This is a genomic window from Spiribacter sp. SSL99 (genome assembly GCF_009805925.1).
Classification (GTDB): Bacteria; Pseudomonadota; Gammaproteobacteria; order Nitrococcales; family Nitrococcaceae; genus Spiribacter; species Spiribacter roseus.
The window spans coordinates 63,597-81,646 of the sequence record NZ_MAOM01000015.1 but is presented as its reverse complement, the minus strand read 5'-3'; the positions used below and the strand labels follow the sequence as shown (position 1 = coordinate 81,646).

Genomic DNA, 18,050 nt, shown 5'->3' with positions numbered 1-18,050 from the left:
GCATCAACGGCCGCTCAATGCGTTGCAGGTGTCCCAAGCGGCTGATCAAGGCTTACTCGAGCGCGGCCTCCGCGGTTGCGGTGGCACCGCTGCTGGATAGGCGCCAGCCAAGGATCTCGCGGGTACAACAGGCGGTCACGGCAGCCAATGCACCGCGCCGGTCCCGACCGCACCAGACATGACAGCTTTCCGTCGCCCAACGCTCGTCCGGCTGGCGGATCACCAATGGCAGCGCCTTCGCCCTTGGCCTAAAGCCTTGAGGCCGCTTGCGCACCTGCCAGCCCTTGATCTGCAAGATCCGCTGGATCGGCTTTTGTTCTCGCCAAGGACGATCGCCAGGCGCCGGTATTCATACGTCGGGAACCGCTGCATGGCCAACTTCACCCGATCTGTTAGCGCTGGATGGGTGACCTTAGGCCAAGCCTTTGGTTTGTAATAGATTGACCGCCTCGGGACGCCCAGCCAGCCACAGAGCTTACTGAGCAAGACACAGTGACCTTTGGCTAGGAGCTCCGCCTGCAGCGACCTCACGAGTTCTCCTCGTCGTCGAGCAGGCGCCGATACCGTTTAGCGCGTAGATCTGCAGATGGGCATCCCCGAGCGCCTCTCGGATCTCCTGCAGCTTCTTTTCGTACTGCTCCCGCAGGTCCTTCGGTCGGGTGCGGAAGCCGTGTTCCATGTTCCGCTCGGCTTCCTCGACCCAGCGCTCGACCTCGGCAACGGTGAAGTCATGCTGCCGGGCCACTTTGACCGGCGTGGTCTTGCCCTTGAAATTATCGATTACCACCGCCGACTTGCGCTTGGCGGTCCAGCATCTGACGGGTGCCTCGTTGCTCATGATGCCCCCCTGTCATCTGCACTCTAACCTGTGCAGTTCTGGAGGGGGTCACTTCACAAGGACGCCGACAAACTCACGATCGAGAGCGCGGCGTGAGCGCTGAAGAGGGCTCCGGTGGCTACCTCGCTTTTAGACCACTTGACGCTACCTTGCCCTGGCGACGCGCTGTTTTATTGGCCAAGCCCACACTCACAACATTTGGATGCTTGCGCGCCATCTGATGGCTAATCCATTGGTGGAGTGGATCTTCATCCACCTTGTGATGACGGATCACAGCCCGCGCCCCGTGGACCAGCAGCTTACGCATGTAGCGTCTCCTCGCTTGGATATGCCAAGCAATCTCGCCTTGCCACCGGTGCTGTCTTGTCTCGGCACGAGTCCCAGTGACCATGCAAAGTCACGCCCGCGGCGGAACTGCCGACCATCGCGCAATTCAATGGCCATTGCTGTCGCGCACAGCGGGCCAACGCCGCGGAGACCCAGCAGTCGTTTGGCAACGGGGTCCCGTTCAGCCACCTGCTGAATAGAGCGTGTGAGCACCTCGACTCGCTCATCGAGTGATACAAGGTCATGGCGCAGACCCGCAAGGATTTGGCGGAAAAGGTCAGACAACCCGTTGTCCGCATCTTCTAGCCACTCGGGGATTGCCTTGCGAAGCTGGTTTAGACCCACCGGTGCAATGATGCCGTACTCGGCCGCCAAGCCACGGATCTGATTGGCCTTGGCCGTGCGCTATTGGATGACATCGTCCCGGACACGGTGAAGGGCCTGCAGATCCTGCTGGCGTTGCGACTTGACCGCCACAAACCGCATACCAGGACGCATCGCGGCCTCGGTAATGGCCTCTGCATCGACGCGATCGTTCTTATTGCTCTTCACGAACGGCTTCACAAATTGACCGGGGACGAGCCGAACCTCATAACCGTAGGACTGGAGCAACCGACCTCAATGATGAGAAGAGGCGCATACCTCCATGGCAATCACTGCACCAGGTTCGACGCGTTCTCGTACGGTCTCGATCCAGTCGTGTCGCTTGCGAGCGCAACGGAAAACAACCGTCCCACGCTGATCAACCGCATGGAGGTGGAAGACGTTCTTGGCGTGATCAACACCGACAACAGCAATGGCCATGGTTCCGCTCCTCATCAAAGACCCGCCTCATATCTGCGAGATAGAGTGGGTGAAGTCCATCCCATTGCTTACGATCGCACCAGGTAATAGCTCCACTCTTCAGCAAATCACCCTGTACGCCTGCTATCGGGGTATTTAGGCACCGTCAATCCGCACCATTGAAGTTCACTGTGCGTCCGCATGGTGCAAAAATCCGCGATGAAGCCCCCTCTCGGCAAGCGACCAATTCATCCGAAACGACCGGAATCCTTTGCATAATCAGCTCCTTACGGAATCTCTGTCCACCCGGGAAGCAAATGGCACGAACCCTGCAACAGCAAGCGTGGCCAACCATTGTTCAGTACCGACGCAGATGGAGGATTCAGCATGAGCTCCCCTTTGAAAACCCTCGCTACCGCACTGGCATCAACAACTCTGTTTCTTAGCACCGCATCTCTCGCCCATCACCCCATGGGCGGCGAAACACCCGAGACGTACCTCCATGGGTTTCTCTCAGGTTTAGCTCACCCAATCATAGGCATTGACCACTTCGCATTCATTATTGGCGTAGGGATCGTGCTTGGGTTTGGCGCGATGCGCGGGCTTACCACCCCACTCGCGCTGATCGCCGCTGCGATCGCCGGGACAACCCTGAGTTGGTCCGGATTCACGTTCCCCGCAACCGAGTTGATGGTAGCACTATCGCTTCTCGGTGTCGCCGCAACCGTCTTTTTGAAACCTCAATATAAACTCTTCCTGACCGCCACGGGCTCTGCTGCCGCATTTTTTCATGGCCAAGCCTACGCAGGAGCGGTACTCGGCGCCGAAACGTCACCATTGGTCGCCTACCTCACTGGTTTCACGATCACTCAATTTAGCCTCGCTGCCGCCGCCTATCTCCTTACGCGCTGGTTACTCGCAAACCACCAAAAACTATCTGCGATGGCTCAGACAGCCGCAGCAAGCGCTATTGCTGGGATCGGCCTCATTTCCGCCGCTTCAATTGTTATCGGATAACGTGGGGCACCGCCCTGACCGAAGCAGACACATTACTTTCCCTTATTTGAACGCGATGGAGCGATGATGGAGAAGCTACCAGTCACACTAATAACTGGATATCTAGGAGCAGGAAAAACTACGCTCCTGAATCGTATTCTCACGGAGGACCATGGGCAAAGGATTTGCGTGATCGTAAATGAGTTTGGTGAAGTCGGCATTGATAACGAGCTTATCGTTACGACCGACGAGGAAGTTATCGAAATGAACAATGGGTGCATTTGTTGCACCGTCCGGTCAGATCTAATACAGAGCTTCAGTAACTTGCTAACCGATAACCACCAATTCGATCGGGTTGTAATAGAAACGACTGGATTAGCCGATCCTGGACCAGTAATCCAAACATTCTTTTTGGATGAAAGAACAGTGAGCTCATTGACGCTTGACGCTACGATTACGGTTGTAGATCTAGTTAATATCAAGCACCATTGGGACAGCCACGAATTGCAAGAACAGATCGCCTTCGCAAACGTAATTATCTTGAACAAGGCAGACCTATTTTCCGAGGTCGAAACCGATTCTATAATTGACAGAATCCAGCAGTTGAACGCACTCGCTGATATTTACACTGCAGCACAATGTGATGTCCCTCTGGAGAATTTACTGGACATCGGAGCCTTCGATTTGAGAAATGCACTTACGGTGGATCCTGGCTTGCTAACGGAAACAGCCCATGAGCATGAGGATGAAGTATCTTCGACCAGCATACGCATCTCTGGCAGCGTAGACAGCGATCGTTTCAATCGCTGGATCAATCAATTGGTTCAGGACCATGGCCCAGACATTTACAGGATGAAGGGCATCCTAGACATGGACGAGTCCCCACGGCGATTCGTTTTTCAGGGAGTTCATATGGTCCTAGACGGGCGTCCCGGCGCGCCCTGGAAGGCTAATGAAGATCGTACAAACCAGATTGTATTTATTGGTCGCAATCTCAACGAAAGTTCGCTACGCGAGGGATTTTATGAGTGCATCCGGGGTAATAAATTATCAAATTCAGGCGTGCCGCTAGATAACCCTAATGGCGGCTATAGCGCTAATCACAATACGGAAAGCATTACAGTTTGAGGTAAATCATGCAGCACATGACAGCGATGAGCATTGGGATCGGTTTGCTAGGCGCACTAGCAACTTATTTAACGGCCACAGTTTTACCGCTCCAAGTCTGGGTAATTTTTATTGCATGGGCTTCGTTTTTCGTAGCGGGGGGCGGAGTTGCCGGCTTTAAGCAATCCGTTGTATCCAACTTGGTAGGTGTCGCGATTGCGAGCCTGAGCCTCATTGCATCGACGGCATTTGGAGGATCGGCTATCGCGGCTGCGATTTGCGTTGGAGTCGGAAGCGCCGCCATGGTGCAAGTTGGTCGCTCCGAGCTTCTTAGCCTCACACCGACCGTAGTTTTTGGTTTTGCATCGACTGTAGGGACCTCCGCAGCACTAGGGCTACCAATAACCCATGCAGGCATCTCGAATCCTGCCCTCGTGGCAAGTACGTCAGTAATTGCCGGCGGTATTTTTGGCATTGGACACGAGAAATTGGCTAACTCACTGGTGAAAATTGGAACGGAAAAACAGGTTTCCACCAAACCGTAGTCATATAGTAGTGACGAAGAAGTACCCAAGGAGAATGTTATGAAGTTGCAACATAGACTTGGTGGGCTTGAGAATGTCGGCCCAGTCAGCACCGAGAGGAAAGTCTTTGTCCAAGAGTGGGAGAAGCGGATATTTGGTATCCATATGGCGATGATGGCATTAAGCAATCACTTGAAGGAGCGCCCATCGAATCTTGAGTTCGAAAGCGAGTGGACATGGGCGGATCTCCGCAAAGGCGCGGAGAATATGAACCCGTTCGAATACTTCAAATACCGATACTATGAAAAGTGGCTCGGCGGTATCTCCGGTTTCTTCATCGAGGAGGGCTATATTACGAGCGAAGAGCTTGAAGAAACTGCGAAGCAATATTACGAAGGTGTGTCCGTTCCTCCCAAGCAGTCCGCAAGCAAGCAGGTGGACGACCAGATACTTCATTACATGCAGTTCGGAGACTCCCCGAAGTCGGAATTACAAGAGCCTCCGCGTTTCGCGGTTGGTAACTTGGTGCGGATACGGGACAATCACGTTACAGAGCACACCAGACTACCAGGATACCTGCGCAACCGGATCGGCAAAGTTGTTCACGTATACGAGGGGGCATATTCGTATTTTCAAGACACAGGCCCTGACGGGATCGGAGAACCGATGCCAGTGTATAGCGTCATGTTCGATGAAGGCGAAATTTGGGGCGATCTAGGTGAGAAGCATACGCGCCTTTATGCCGATCTATTTGAAGCGTATCTTGACGAAATTGACTAATAAAGAGGTTCATCATGCAAGAGCTTTTCGAATATTCTGATGATCGGGAAGAAAGAAACGCGGCCCGTGCTAACGCGCTTGAATCACTCCTCATAGAGAAGGGCATAATTGGCGAGCAGTCAATCGATAAAATTCTAGAGTATTTCGATACCAAGATGGGGCCGTTCAACGGCGCCCGGATTGTTGCGCGTGCCTGGACAGATGAAACATTCAAGGAATGGCTGGTTGAGGATACTCCGGGCGCGATAGCCTCTATGGACTTCCCTACCGGCATGGCGGGTGCGGAAGGGGAGCATATGCGTGCAGTCGCAAATGGACCCTATGATCACAATATGATCATCTGCACACTCTGCTCCTGTTATCCATTCCCGGTATTGGGGCTTCCGCCCTACTGGTACAAGGACCCTGCGTTCCGTGCGCGTGCGGCCCGGGAACCTCGCGCCGTACTTGAGGAATTTGGATTGAATTTGGGGCCAGATGTGCGGGTCCACTTGTGGGACAGCAGCGCACAGATACGTTGGTTTGTTATCCCCGAGCGTCCATATGGTACGAGTGGATGGAGCGAAGAGGAACTTGTTCGGCTGGTAACGCCCGAGTCGATGATGGGTGTTGCACTGGCGGAATCCCCTTGACTAGCTAGTCCACCGGTGGGGCTCCGCGGGCTGTGGCGAAGCAAAGCTTCTCGGCTACAGCCCGCGGCGAGCTTGTGAACAGTCACGTCATGATACGAGTAATATCTCATGCAAACTAAATTCGAGCACTTTGCGGCCACAAGCCTACTTGGAGGTCGGCAATCGCCGCCAAGGAGTAACGGGCGGCTCTGTTTTTATTCCGAATGGGAGAGCAGAGCGTTCGGCCTTGCGCTCGCACTCTCGAAGGCGGGCTACTTCGAGTGGGAGGATTTCCAAGGCAGCCTGATAAAATCGATAGCTGAGTGGGAGGCCGAGCACGAGTCCGATGACCCATCTTGGGATTACTATGAGCGTTGGTTGATTGCCTTGGAAAGAGTGGTGCGAGAATCCGAGCTAGTTCAGGCGCCGGCAATGGCCAACCGTGTTGCGGAATTCAGGGGCGCTGGCGAATCCTGCGGCCGAATGAGTCAGACCGAGGCGGATTCACGACATCAACCCGATACAGCATCTTCTTACTAGCTAAACGTAACGGAGCTGCAGAAGACTGAGCGGATCGAGACCTATCGATTTCCCTTTGTAGTATAGTTATATCCTATCGCGCCGCGCCCACTCGGAAGTCTTCTGGAGTAACACCGAATGAACCGAGCCAATCGTATGCGCATACGTAGTCATGAGCGTGCGCGGAGTGCTATGGCCCATCGTGCGCGCCACGCGATTCCAAATATCGTTCTTCATCCCCACGTCCTTATGCCAGGCCGGTAGTGGGTATCGGAGGTATCTTTCCACGGCAGCGAGCGCATCTGGCTCTTTCAGCCGCGGATCGAGGCCCGGCAGATGCTCCCCTATCCACGGATCGACGATGAGATACGCCTGTACCAAAAGCCAAGAGCAGAACGAGTGGCGGAGCAGGTGAAAGTCCACAGGCCGACCAAGGAAGGCAGTCATCTCAGGAATCAGCCTGTCAATGATCGCCGATCGACCAGCAGGCTCCGGATCCCCTGCGTGTCCGAAAAGATAAAACTCCTCAAGCGGCTGACGGCCAAGCCGCTCAGCGGACCGAAGCCGGATGTACTCGATTAGCCACTGCAACTCAGTAGGCGGTAAGAAGGCATGCAGCCAGAGTTGCCGTCGGCTCCTCCGTCTTTTCCCACGCGGAACATGGAGGTAGACACGGTCATCCTCGACGACAACATCCGCCAGTGTCCTGTTAATCACCTCACTGGCCCTTAGCCCAGCGTGCACGCCCAAGGCATAGGCGCTTGCAAGCAATAAGCGCTCGCGATGGGTTGCATCGTGGAGATGTCGTAGTCGCCAGTGGACCCGTTCAGCCTCATCCGGCGTGAGGATGTCAGATCGCCCTGCCGGGAGACTCATGATGCCTTCCACGGTCATCGGCGGAAAATGTCCAACGCCCTGATGATGCGCGAAATTAACCAACTCCACCCATGCCGTGAGTCTGCCCTGACGGGTGCTAATAGCGTTGCGTTGTTGCTGTTCCATCCGCAGCTCAGCCATCTCGACGACCACCTCTTCATCCCAGGTCGAAAGATCGAGATATGCGGGCTCCGCCAGCAGCGCTCCGTCGGACAAAGAATCCATCGTGGTCTTGAGGGACTCGAATTTAACCCCATCATCGAGCAGCTTAGAGAGGGCGAAGCGGAGTAACAGGCGGAGTATATTCGGCGTATCCAAAGCAGCATAAGCACGCGCGTCAAAGTGGTCGAGCAGCTCGTAAACCTGCCCGTCTCTCCCGGTCGTCACGCCACCTGTGCGCGCGCAGAGGGGCCGCAACTGATGGACGAAAGCAGTTTTTTCAGCTTGCACGAAGCCGACCCAGTCAAAGTTATCAGGGAGGGCTTCCGGCACCTCGCTGTTTCTGTCCGACGCATTCAAAGACTGAATCGGTCGCGCTGGCTCCGAGGCGCCAGATTGCCACGCGGTTGAGGTACCTGGCTCGTCTTCCATTAGGGTTGTCGCCGGCGGTGACACCGGTAAAGGGTAACCAGACATCACGGTGAGAAATTGCGGAGTCAGGCCTAGATCACGCGCTCTATGTCGCCCTGCTCTGACAAAGCCGCGAAACCTTTCTGGCACCGTCGAGTCTTTGTCACCAATATTGGCGTGGTAGTCTTTCACCAACCGTTTGTAGCTCTTGCCGACGCATTGCTCGATCTGATCGGCTTCCGCAGGTTCGTCTCCGGTGTGCCCCGGAACGCTTCCCGCAAAGAACCAACAGTCGTTGCGACGAGCAATATGGCGACGCTGCCATCGCAGCAAGCCGGCCAATGGCTCCGGCAACTTGAGCCGGTAGGCCGCCAGCGCGTCTACTGCCGGGTGGCTTGGCGTATTAATCCACCCCGTTTTCTTATCAAAGTCCACGCGGCGCAAATTAGCGAGTACGCCGTAGACAACCGATTCGCTAGCTCCGACCCGTGTTACTAGCAGCAAGGCTGCTCCGAGCAACGCCGTCTCTGAATCCATATCCGGTCGCAAATATTCCTTACGAAAATACCGCTCTAGATTGACGGCCCCGTTGCGCTGGCGCTGTTGGCTCGGCGACACAGGAGCTGCCGAGGGCCGGGGATGCACAGTCGTTGTATGCGGAAGAGGACTCTCCCAGAGCCCACCCCGGTTCCCTGCGTCCAGCAACAGTCTGATTTTAAGACGCGCCTTCTGACTGGTCTTGGATCCCGCAGAAGTGCTTTTAACGAGGCCATCGACTTGTCTGGAGGTAAGGCTGCGACCACCGTTCAATGCTCTGACGACCGCCGATGCCAGTGCTTCATAGCCCTCCCAATCGGATAGTGGGTCCACCAGCAAGCCTTGGTCATTCAGCGCGTCCCTTACCTGATCGGCATTATTAAGGCTCGGCATAATCACCTACCCTCAGTGGCTGATAACCGGCCAGCGCCAGCATTTCTTTGATCGCTGGTCGAAGCTCGGCGAACACCTCACCGAGGGCTAGGCCGCTCCAAGTAGAAAACGCATCGCGACTGCCACGGGCGTGCCCCAGCAGAGCATCAAGGACGACCGTTGGTACCTGATCGCGGAGCATCGCGACGGCGCTGTGTCGGGCCGCATTGATTGGCCAGCGATGCAGCGTGTAGCCGTGATCCGCCGACCACTGCCTAAGAAGGTCCATTCGAGTGTCTTGGGCCCTGAGCCCGAACCGACTCCAATGCACCCATGGGGGGAGCTGAATACGGTCCGGCTGATGGTTAAGGTGGATTCCCACTGACCCGAGCTTTTCGGCTAAATCAACGACATGACGGAATAGCGCCCAGGCGTGGGCTATCTGTCGATTGACAAGACTGACCATTGGGAGCTCGCGGCGCTCGAAGTGGGCCTTAGTGGACTTGTCCGCCACAAACGCCAGGTCTTCTGTGAGCAAGATTGTGCTGCGGGAGGATGTTGGGCGAGCGGCAGTCCCGAGTGACCAACCAAGGAAAGCATAGGCCGCTGCTTGTTGATATAGATCGATGCAGCACTTCAGCTTTTCCTCACTCACAGAAGGGGCGGCGTCCACGGCGAGACCGGCAGTGACGGCCTGACTGCGAATATTCTCGAAGAGTGCTCTCCACTGATCAGCGTCGATACTTCGTCTGCTCCCGATTGCGTAATTGCGACCGGGTGCAGGAGGTGCCGCACGAAGCATTTCATACGTGAAGCGGACGCCCGGTTCCTTCTTCTGGATATGCTCGGCCAGGTCATGAGATGCCGCGCGGTACACCTCATTGATCTCGTCAAGTTCAGAACTTCGGTAGGCATCCGCGGCGCCGTGGTAATTGCCAAGCTGCCCGGTGATCAGCAATGCCTCTACCTCGTCTCTGGATTCAGGCAAAAGCCACTCTGGTGCGCCCGCGCGAAGTGCGCGAAGCGTGACTGGTGGCCCCGGCGTATCCTGAAATCGATAATGCAGTTGAGCCGAAGCGGTTTTTCGCGCCTCTCCGAATGGCAGCGGATCGCTCACCTGCGCGCTAGTGAGCTGTGCGATTATGCCGGCGATCAATCTGGGCAACGGTGGTGGTAGATGGAGAGCAACGATTCGGTTCTCGCCGTTTGCAACTAGCGCGGCCCCGTCTAAGATCCGATACCGGAGGATGCCTGACTCCGGCTCGTAGTGCGGCTCCGTGCCTTTTGGGAGAGATGCACTAACCTTGGTTGACTGCATCCGGTCGATGGGCATTCCAGTCGTGGCAATAAGCCAGCCGAATACGAACGCGCCGTCGCCCGCGTGGTAGAGCCAGAAAAACGCGCGTGCAAGGGTATTCGGTGAAAGTCGGTGATAGTCGCTCGCACTCACCACCGTGTCATTCTGCAGGCTCGTAAGGTCGGTGCGTTCCTGCAACTGCTGCGCCAGTCGGCCAGAGTACGGGACGAGGTGGCGAATCTTAACCCTAGGGCCTCTAGGGTCTCGGTGCTCATCACCGGTGAGAGGTTTGCGGTACGGGAACCTTTGCTCTGCTTCCCCCTCGTGCCCAAGCGGCTTTTCCGCCTCATGGATATTTACTTTAGGTAAGCGATCATCGAGCTTTGGAAAAAGTGACGGCGCTCGAGCACTGTCGAACCCCTGGCCGGCACTCCCTGGGCTGCTATGGCGCTGTTCGCCAGAATCGCGCTTTAACTCGCCTAGCGCGCGTCCGTCCTCGAGGATCTCGAGTGCCCTATGAAAAAGATTCTCCGCACGATCCACCTTACGCTCGGCCTTCTCAATCTGCGTGGTGTCTGGGGACGCAGATATCCGCAAGGCATCTCGCTGTTGCTCCAGCCTGCGCGTATAAGCTGGAACCGCCTGCCGCACGGCTTGTGTGAGAGCGTCGAGAACGGCGATATCATCCGGCGGGGACAGACTCCGAGACACCTCACGCAGACAGAAATCGATCGCAAGAATGTCCTCATACTGAATATCAATCGAGAATCGGGTTGCTGAGCGCTGCTCACAGTGCCGTAAGACCGTGTGGAAATGAGCTCGAAGCTTACTGCTCACATCGCTAACGTGGCGCTCACAGAGGCGGTAATAGATCGGGTACGACGCTGCCTTCGGCGTCTCCGTGGATGCGACCAGACCCATATGAGTGCCCAGTTGGGTCGTTTTCTGCTCGGAGAGAGTCTCCACATTGGCGATTGCGCGGTCACGTTTCGCCTGCTGCACGCAGTTTTGCAGCGCCGTTAATGTCTGCGGTGGTTCATAGCGCTCGACAACCTGCTCGAGTACCTTGCTGTACTGATCGCTCGAAAGCAGCCGAAACCTCTCTTGCCAGTCTTTGGTAATCAACGTGGCACCCCGTATGCATCCATTGCTCGGATGATAGAGCGGTGTTCATAGGCCCCATTGAGCATTTGCTCGATATGGATCGGTTGAAGTACACCCCGATGCCGAAAGAAGAAACCCGCTAACCGGTGGTTTAAGGCGCTTCTCCTAGCCACGGATGAGAGGATCCGATCGAGGCACTCTTCCCGCTCGCACACGCCCAGACGGAATCCATGGAGATATTGGAAGTACCAGCGCGCGACCTCTAGTTCCTCGGGGGCGAGCAGGTCAGGAGAGATCGTCATCTCGGGGATACGAGACTCGTCTCCCCGGCATTGATTGTGACGGTCCAGCCATTCAACATTCAGTGGCATCGATGAGCCGGACTGCTCATAGACGGCGATCGGGGTGCTGCTAAGAACACACAGAGCATGTTCGATGCCTCGGCCGGTCCCAAGCTGGCGGCGATCACCGACCGAGAGATGACCACGGCTATGGAGCGCCTGGAGGAGCCATGGGTCCTGCGGATCGACATCCACCTCGAAGTAAATCGACGATGGCTTCATTCCCGAGGGCGAGTTTGTCGAATACAGAGACACTTACCCGGCCTCCCGGCTGTTGTCCTGAACCTCATCTGCCCCGGGGTCACTTCTAGGCGAGACCGCGCGTGATTGCTGAAAACTCGGGTTGAATTTGCTCTTAGAGATATGACCGTTGGTCAAACCCGACTTCTCCGCGGCCGACAGACCCACTGGCTCTCGGCCCAGCCATAACAGCTCGATCAACCGACAGAGTTCAATGTCATCAGTGAGGCGGCGAATCAGCCGGTCTGCACGGTATTTTCGCTCTTTGTGACCATGAGGTAGGAGCGCGCCGTCGAGCTCCCGAAAACGGAATTCAATCAACTTGAGTCGATCTGCGCTGACTTTCTCCTCATTCAATATGAAACAACCGATCTGCCGACGCGGATGGAACGACCGAGATGCAATCATTGAGGATGAGTCGTTCAAGCACCGATCATGTCCATCCTTATTCCTTTTGATCACTGGGCGGACGAACGTCGGCTCTTCCAAGCGTCGCTTAATCTCCCAATCCTTCAAGGCGTCATCATCCGGGTCGGCCAGGTCATTCAGACATCGACGGTCAAATAAATCCTCTGCGTGGGCTACGGCGGCACGTACTTCCTCGGAGTGATCGCCCTCACACCACGACGGCGATACGCGTAGGATTACACTTGACGATGTTTTTTGGATTATGCCTTTCATCACGTGGTCCTTGTCATCTCTACGACTTAGACCGTACACGTTTAAAAGTGGGATGCGAGTCTGCTAATTGCAGTTTTTACCCCACAAACTCAACTTTGAAGGCAGAAATCGGCGAGGGGACGGTCCGAGTTCCAACGATACGCGACCGCTGGCGTCTGGAAACACAAGTCAACCAACTCTGTGAGGACGGTGATCCGCCCTGTCGGCCGGTGATAATCAGCGGCCTTACTGATAGCACCAAGGACTTAGTGGTTATGAGCGATACCCGGCGCGAGCGCGAAGCACGGCGGGTATGTTTACCGATATGACTGTGTGACAGGCAGGACCAGAGTGCCGCGCCGCCTCTCGCGATCGGCGATGATGCATTTGGGCTCAGAAGTGCGCTCGAGCAGACCTGGTCCAGCACTCTGGTGCATTGCTCCTTGGTACACGGGGCAACGAACATCCAAAAAGGTTCGCACCTAAGGGGAGACAGCTGTAGGTGAGAGCTGCGCCGCAGGGGATGCGCATAGGGGAGAACCAGGAACCGGTGGATCAGACGTTCGACAACTTCCTACGCATCTGAAGCAGGAGGTGCCATGAGTCTATCGAAACGTTGAACAAGGACTGCTCGGGCTGATCACTTTCTCCACGTTTCAGGCCAGTCATAATCAAGTTACCAAGTCCACGACTCAGATCGAATCAGCGCCAGCCTGTAGATTGGGATCCCCGCGGCTGGGCGAGGCATAACAGTATCCTGAGCCTAGGTTTCAGACTCGGACTGCCCGCGAGGCCATCGACGCGGTCAAAACGGCTATCAGTGACGCAGTGAAATCGGACACGTACGTTCGTAGGTGGTATAGCCCAGTACGAACGGTCCAATGACCACGGGAGCGGAACGTGATCAGTGAACCAGTGACCGATGATGGGAGTTACAGTCAGCAGTTGCGAGTAATATGACTATATGATCGTTCATACCTGAGGGAATCCCCGTGATGGACCAGCAGACCACAAGTGATACAACGCGCGTCGTCCAACGACTGCGATCCGCCCTCGAGCCAGGGTTGCCTTACGGCGCCTCCCTCATCCCTTTGGACATTATGATCGTCGTAACAGCAGCCTACCGAGATGGCGCGTGCTTGACGGTCAGCCAACTCTTCAACTCGTTACCGTACTCAGTGACCGGGGTGCGCTATAACCTAAATCAGCTTGTCGCCGACGGCTGGCTCGAGAGGTCGCGCGCGAAGCATGATCGCAGGGTGGTGATGCTAAAGCCCACCGACAAAGTGGATACGGCTTTCAGGCGGATAGCCTCGGCGGCCTACGACGGTCAGGTCCAACCTCTACAACGAGCCTGCTCTGTTTGCCATGAGCATTAACTCGGGGTGTGTCCATGGCCAAAGTTTAAAAATCCTCGCGTGCGGAAAACGAACACTGGGCAGATCTAACACTGCTACGCTCCGGGAGTGCAGCCGTTTCGGTAAAACACACTAATCCGCAGGGGGTCGGGCACTCAGGCACTGAAAACACGACGTTGCCAAGGCTCGTTCACAGCATCCAGCGCAACCGGACTATCCGCCACTGGCAGCGAAGATCAGTTTTCAACTCACCAAGTATAACGAATAGGGTTCATTGAACCGAATCGATACCGCCTAGGCACCTGCCGCCCAACGTAGAGGTCCTTGATGTCACTGGGTGCCTCATGCCCAAAAAAGCCTAGCCTACCCGGACAATCTGGCCGACCAGGAAAATTTTTCGCTGTTGCCTCCTTCCACACCTCTGGGATAAACGCGCCGCGTATCACGCCTTTTTCCACGGCTAGAACAACCTCAGTTTGTTTTGCCCGCTGTTCACTCAGGCGCCACGCGTACCGCACCGCCTCATAGAGCGGGTTATCAAACGCACTAACGTTCACGCTGATGAGAAGCGCACGATGCTCAAAAACCGCCGTTGGCGCGTTATACGCCTGGTTAATCTGGGCGGCATGCATAACACCCCGATCACCACTGTGTTCTCCCCTCAAAACGTTAGTCAACCCGGTGTAGGCATCAATCAGTGCCGCCTCTACCTCTTTCGCCTCGTTGACACTCAGCCCGTGTCGGTGAACGACGTGCGCAACCTCGAAACCAGACATTCGAATGTCTCGAATCCGCCTCAATTTATCGTCATCGACATCAGACCCATCACCTAAGTCGTCCCGGATATGACTGAATAAGCGATTCCCCATGCCCCTTCCCACATAGAAGGTTTCGCCATTTCTCGGATCGATCAATCGATAGACATAGTTACCAATCTTCTCGACGACCGAATCATTGAACCTCTCTATCACCACTAAGTCTCCGTGAAGCGTGATCTTTTTTGAACGAAACGGATCGCTACGTCGGCTACCCGGAATTCAGCCCTTTCGATTAATCCCGTTGAGGGCGCATGCTGAGAGGTCACAATGCGCAATCAATCATGTACATCGTGGGTTCGGCGTCTCTTACTAATTGGACGCGACAATCCTCGGCCAAAACTGCTTCCTCAAGCTCGGATAACTCTACGTTCTCTCCGTCTACTGCGATCTCAGTTATGGTAACTGTGACCTCATGCCAGCCGAGCGAGTCGGATGCACGCCAGAGGAACACCTTTAAGAGTTCTCCAAACGCTGCGCCGTAGGTCTCACAAAAGTTTTCGTCCGGAGCACCCATGAGGTCGATAGCAAAGCGCTTCAAGCTATCCTCATCCCGACGCTCAAGCCAATGATTTAGGGCGTCTTGCAGGGCGGCGCTGTCAGATTCCAGCGTATATACTTCGTCCTCTTCAAAAGATTCTTGCGTTTCGCCGTTATCGTAAACAAATTTAAAGCCTATTTCTTTAGGCGCTGGATGCGTTTTACCAGTGTGATCGTTCAGACTCGCAGGGTTGTTAACCTTGGGCTCAAAAAAGCCTGAAAGCTTTTGCAACAACGTTCCGTAAGCGGACGCAGTATCGGCGACAATGTCATCCGCTGTGCGAGAGTCATACGGTACTTCAGCGCAGACTTCACGCTTATGGGGGTTTCTGGCTCCCTCCCGTAGAACAAAGCCAGTTTCACCGAAAGCCTTTTCACTCAGAATGCCTGATTCATTCATCCATTCTAAAAAGCGTTCGGAGGAAACATCGCTCCCTTTCCCCTCGGTTATGAAGCTTACTCGAATTCTATCCTTGAGCGCTGCAATAGCGATCAAACCGCCTGGCTCGGTTCTGCCGTGCGCATATCGCTTGCCGGATCTAAGCTTGACTTCTGGAGCGTTATCGAGAACCTGCGAAAGGACTTGGTCAATCTGCTTACTATCCATTTCCATATCTCCTATGTTTCAACCCGTAAATCTCGTCGCAAAATCGCACTTGCTAAAATCTCATTGTGGATATCTAACTCATTCCTTTTCTTGAGTTAAAGGCACTGCACGCCCCTCAGACCCACAGGAAGCGGTCAGAATTGAGATTTTGCTCGCCATCCCATCTGTAACTGGTCAGTTTCCCCACTGGGGCGGGATCGGTGACCGTGTAATCCAGACAGGCCACACGATCGCTCACTGGGGCAGGTGTCCCACGGAGCCAATAGTGACCGACAAAGACAGGCTTTTCGTCGGTGTAGCCAGGTAACACGTCACCGGGAACAGGTTCCTGCGAGAGCGCCTCGCGCGTGGCGTCATCCATCAGGGCGATAGAGCGAACGGTGCCCCCATGTTGTTCCCACCAGCGGGTGCGAATATGACGACGTTCGTTACCCTGCTTGTCCAAGAAGCTTTCACCGGGTGGAAGCGGGATCTCGAAGCCCTTCAGCAGCGTTTCGGCAGCATTATAGGCATCCGTACCCTTGCGGGCGGCATCCGACCAGGCGTCCCCATGCAAGCACTGTCGGTGATCCAGCATGGGGGTCAGCGTCTTGAGAGACGCATCATGCCAGCAGGCATGGACCACACGCAGACCCTCGAGGTCGAGGTAGAGCGGCAGCGTCTTGAACCAGGCAACCATCTCTTCATGCAGGGCGCTGTGCTCGCCAACCTGCTCAAGGAAGGCCGCGTGCTGGTTGCGGTTTTTTTCGGTGTGGGGTCGCAGCCGCTTCCCGGGTTGTTCCGGGTGCGGCGTCTTAAAGGCGACGGCGTTGAATTCGTGATTGCCCATTACGGCAAGTGCGGTGCCACGGTCGATCATCGAGCGCACCAGGCGGTACGTCTCGATCTGCTCCGGGCCGCGGTCGATGAAGTCGCCAACGAAGATAGCCTGGCGATCCGGATGCTGCCATCCGTCAGCGTCCCGCTCGTAGCCCATGCGCTCGAGCAACTGTTCAAGGCGACTGGCATGTCCATGAATGTCGCCAATGATGTCGTACATGACCTGCTCCCTGGCCTTCCTTTACTGTCACGGTACTAATGGTTGACCTCAACCGCCACCCCAAGCTGCACCCGCTCTATTGGATTACCGACGTTAAACGGACACTCCGACAGCAGGGGTCGCAGGTCCTGTCTAGGCTGTCGCTATGAGCATGTTGATCGTGACTGAGACCCGTGAACTCTGGTCGTTTAGAGATTTTTGCCGCAGCGAGCACGCGAAGCCCATACGGCAGAAGTCGTACGGCACGAACCACGCCATGGACGACCTGAGCGCAAAGGAGGAGGTGGGGCGGTGGGTCACCTATTCGCGCCTGGACGGGACAGCGTGGTGCGTCGCAATTGCATCGGATGGACGAGTGTCTTTCCTCGTCCCCTGCGACGAATCAGAGAAAGCGAGTCCTGACGTCGACAGTCGCTACAGCACTCGGGCTGGCGTCTTGGCGCCTGGCCGATTGCTCGGCGTTCTGCTCGCGATTCTTCGTCGGCGAAGGCCAGCGAGTTTGCCCGAGGTCTCCTTCGATCCCGAGAGTCCCGCCCTCGGTATGGTATTCCGGCATATGACTCAAAACCCTTGGATCCTGGACGCGTTCCGGCAAGAGGGGTTACACCTTGTCGGTGTGTCCGGCGAATCCATCCGATTCCGGCGACATTCCCGGCATAGAGACACCGAAGGTCGGTAACGTCACCAGCCTAAAGCCCCGTTTAATTCGTGTCAGATGTATCCGCAGACGCATTTATGCGCCACAAGTGTGTCACTGCTGAGTACCCAACATAGAGCGGATGCGTCGGTTCGCCGAGACGGGTCAGACCGAAGATGTGTGGCTCGCACCGATTTCGGCGCAACATATCTCGCACTGTCAGACCACGGCCATTTAGCCGCCCGTTGTTCCCCCACGCGCAAACCAGTCCATCCGCTGTCTGGAGCGCCTCTCGAATGGTCTCGTCATTTTGCCGTCCAGTAGGGTGCTGAACCTTATAAAGATGGCGCGGATCGGTTGCTCTCATTCCGAACAGGTTAACCACGCGTATCGCCCCATAACCCCACCGCGCAGCAAAGCGAATGCAGCGGACCGTGGTTGCATCGTCCCGATCAGCATCCGCGGTCGACGGATTGAGGAGAATCCATAACAAGACTGGACCACTCGGTTCCCAGCGGCGCCATAGGTCGTAGCGGTAGGCCGCACATGGGCTCATTCGCGCAGCTCTTTCC

The 18,050-nt window shown here is 55.7% G+C and carries 20 protein-coding genes; 6 read left to right on the top strand and 14 right to left on the bottom strand.

All coding sequences use genetic code 11. The annotated features are described in order from the left end of the window. Positions 1 to 52: 52 nt before the first annotated feature. The 6 genes from BA899_RS09965 to BA899_RS10110 form a co-directional block, all read right to left on the bottom strand. A complete protein-coding gene (locus BA899_RS09965; RefSeq protein WP_200833056.1) occupies positions 53 to 295 on the bottom strand; it encodes a hypothetical protein in 243 nt (80 codons plus the stop codon). Positions 296 to 475: 180 nt separating this feature from the next. Further along, on the bottom strand, positions 476 to 838 hold the full coding sequence (locus tag BA899_RS04065) for a transposase (RefSeq protein WP_200833055.1): 363 nt from the start codon (positions 836 to 838) through the stop codon (positions 476 to 478). 118 nt (positions 839 to 956) lie between these two features. Next, positions 957 to 1,145: a hypothetical protein gene (locus tag BA899_RS09960; RefSeq protein ID WP_200833063.1), complete on the bottom strand. Its 189-nt coding sequence runs from the start codon at positions 1,143 to 1,145 to the stop codon at positions 957 to 959. Beyond that, positions 1,109 to 1,282 carry a transposase gene (locus BA899_RS10120; protein WP_370456311.1) on the bottom strand — a complete coding sequence of 58 codons (174 nt, stop codon included), beginning with the start codon at positions 1,280 to 1,282 and terminating at the stop codon, positions 1,109 to 1,111. Before BA899_RS10120 ends, BA899_RS09960 begins: the two co-directional genes overlap by 37 nt. Positions 1,283 to 1,570: 288 nt before the next feature. Next, positions 1,571 to 1,717 carry a transposase gene (locus tag BA899_RS10115; RefSeq protein WP_370456305.1) on the bottom strand — a complete coding sequence of 49 codons (147 nt, stop codon included), beginning with the start codon at positions 1,715 to 1,717 and terminating at the stop codon, positions 1,571 to 1,573. Positions 1,718 to 1,783: 66 nt separating this feature from the next. Then, the gene (locus BA899_RS10110) at positions 1,784 to 1,969 is read right to left on the bottom strand and encodes a hypothetical protein (protein WP_200833052.1); all 186 of its coding nucleotides are present in this window, start codon (positions 1,967 to 1,969) and stop codon (positions 1,784 to 1,786) included. A gap of 366 nt (positions 1,970 to 2,335) precedes the next feature. Between BA899_RS10110 and BA899_RS04055 the strand changes: the two genes are divergently transcribed. The 6 genes from BA899_RS04055 (at position 2,336) to BA899_RS10105 (ending at position 6,506) form a co-directional block, all read left to right on the top strand. Further along, a complete protein-coding gene (locus BA899_RS04055; RefSeq protein WP_159299819.1) occupies positions 2,336 to 2,965 on the top strand; it encodes a HupE/UreJ family protein in 630 nt (209 codons plus the stop codon). A gap of 63 nt (positions 2,966 to 3,028) precedes the next feature. Further along, the gene (locus tag BA899_RS04050) at positions 3,029 to 4,072 is read left to right on the top strand and encodes a GTP-binding protein (protein WP_159299818.1); all 1,044 of its coding nucleotides are present in this window, start codon (positions 3,029 to 3,031) and stop codon (positions 4,070 to 4,072) included. 17 nt (positions 4,073 to 4,089) lie between these two features. Beyond that, the gene (locus BA899_RS04045; protein ID WP_200833051.1) at positions 4,090 to 4,596 is read left to right on the top strand and encodes a DUF1097 domain-containing protein; all 507 of its coding nucleotides are present in this window, start codon (positions 4,090 to 4,092) and stop codon (positions 4,594 to 4,596) included. Positions 4,597 to 4,635: 39 nt separating this feature from the next. Next, complete coding sequence (gene nthB / locus BA899_RS04040) at positions 4,636 to 5,355, top strand: nitrile hydratase subunit beta (protein ID WP_159299816.1); 720 nt, start codon at positions 4,636 to 4,638, stop codon at positions 5,353 to 5,355. Positions 5,356 to 5,369: 14 nt separating this feature from the next. Beyond that, positions 5,370 to 5,987, top strand: coding sequence for a nitrile hydratase subunit alpha (nthA, locus tag BA899_RS04035; protein ID WP_159299815.1), 618 nt, complete (start codon positions 5,370 to 5,372; stop codon positions 5,985 to 5,987). 108 nt (positions 5,988 to 6,095) lie between these two features. Next, entirely contained in the window at positions 6,096 to 6,506 is a 411-nt protein-coding gene (locus BA899_RS10105; RefSeq protein WP_159299814.1) for a nitrile hydratase accessory protein, read from the top strand. A 66-nt stretch (positions 6,507 to 6,572) separates the two neighbouring features. Here BA899_RS10105 and BA899_RS04025 read toward each other — a convergent pair whose 3' ends face one another. From BA899_RS04025 to BA899_RS10100, 8 genes are all read right to left on the bottom strand, one after another. After that, on the bottom strand, positions 6,573 to 8,861 hold the full coding sequence (locus BA899_RS04025) for a tyrosine-type recombinase/integrase (protein ID WP_159299813.1): 2,289 nt from the start codon (positions 8,859 to 8,861) through the stop codon (positions 6,573 to 6,575). Then, entirely contained in the window at positions 8,848 to 11,262 is a 2,415-nt protein-coding gene (locus tag BA899_RS04020; protein ID WP_159299812.1) for a hypothetical protein, read from the bottom strand. The genes BA899_RS04025 and BA899_RS04020 overlap by 14 nt, the downstream gene beginning before the upstream one ends. Continuing rightward, the gene (locus tag BA899_RS04015; RefSeq protein ID WP_159299811.1) at positions 11,259 to 11,804 is read right to left on the bottom strand and encodes a hypothetical protein; all 546 of its coding nucleotides are present in this window, start codon (positions 11,802 to 11,804) and stop codon (positions 11,259 to 11,261) included. The genes BA899_RS04020 and BA899_RS04015 overlap by 4 nt, the downstream gene beginning before the upstream one ends. Positions 11,805 to 11,837: 33 nt before the next feature. Continuing rightward, complete coding sequence (locus tag BA899_RS04010) at positions 11,838 to 12,503, bottom strand: hypothetical protein (protein WP_159299810.1); 666 nt, start codon at positions 12,501 to 12,503, stop codon at positions 11,838 to 11,840. Between the two features lie 1,585 nt (positions 12,504 to 14,088). Continuing rightward, positions 14,089 to 14,814, bottom strand: a complete 726-nt coding sequence (locus BA899_RS04000) for a hypothetical protein (RefSeq protein WP_159299808.1) — start codon at positions 14,812 to 14,814, stop codon at positions 14,089 to 14,091. A 106-nt stretch (positions 14,815 to 14,920) separates the two neighbouring features. After that, positions 14,921 to 15,802, bottom strand: a complete 882-nt coding sequence (locus BA899_RS03995) for a hypothetical protein (RefSeq protein ID WP_159299807.1) — start codon at positions 15,800 to 15,802, stop codon at positions 14,921 to 14,923. Between the two features lie 115 nt (positions 15,803 to 15,917). Then, a complete protein-coding gene (locus BA899_RS03990; protein WP_159299806.1) occupies positions 15,918 to 16,841 on the bottom strand; it encodes a metallophosphoesterase in 924 nt (307 codons plus the stop codon). Positions 16,842 to 17,542: 701 nt separating this feature from the next. Next, entirely contained in the window at positions 17,543 to 18,034 is a 492-nt protein-coding gene (locus tag BA899_RS10100; protein ID WP_159299805.1) for a DUF1643 domain-containing protein, read from the bottom strand. Positions 18,035 to 18,050: the final 16 nt, after the last annotated feature.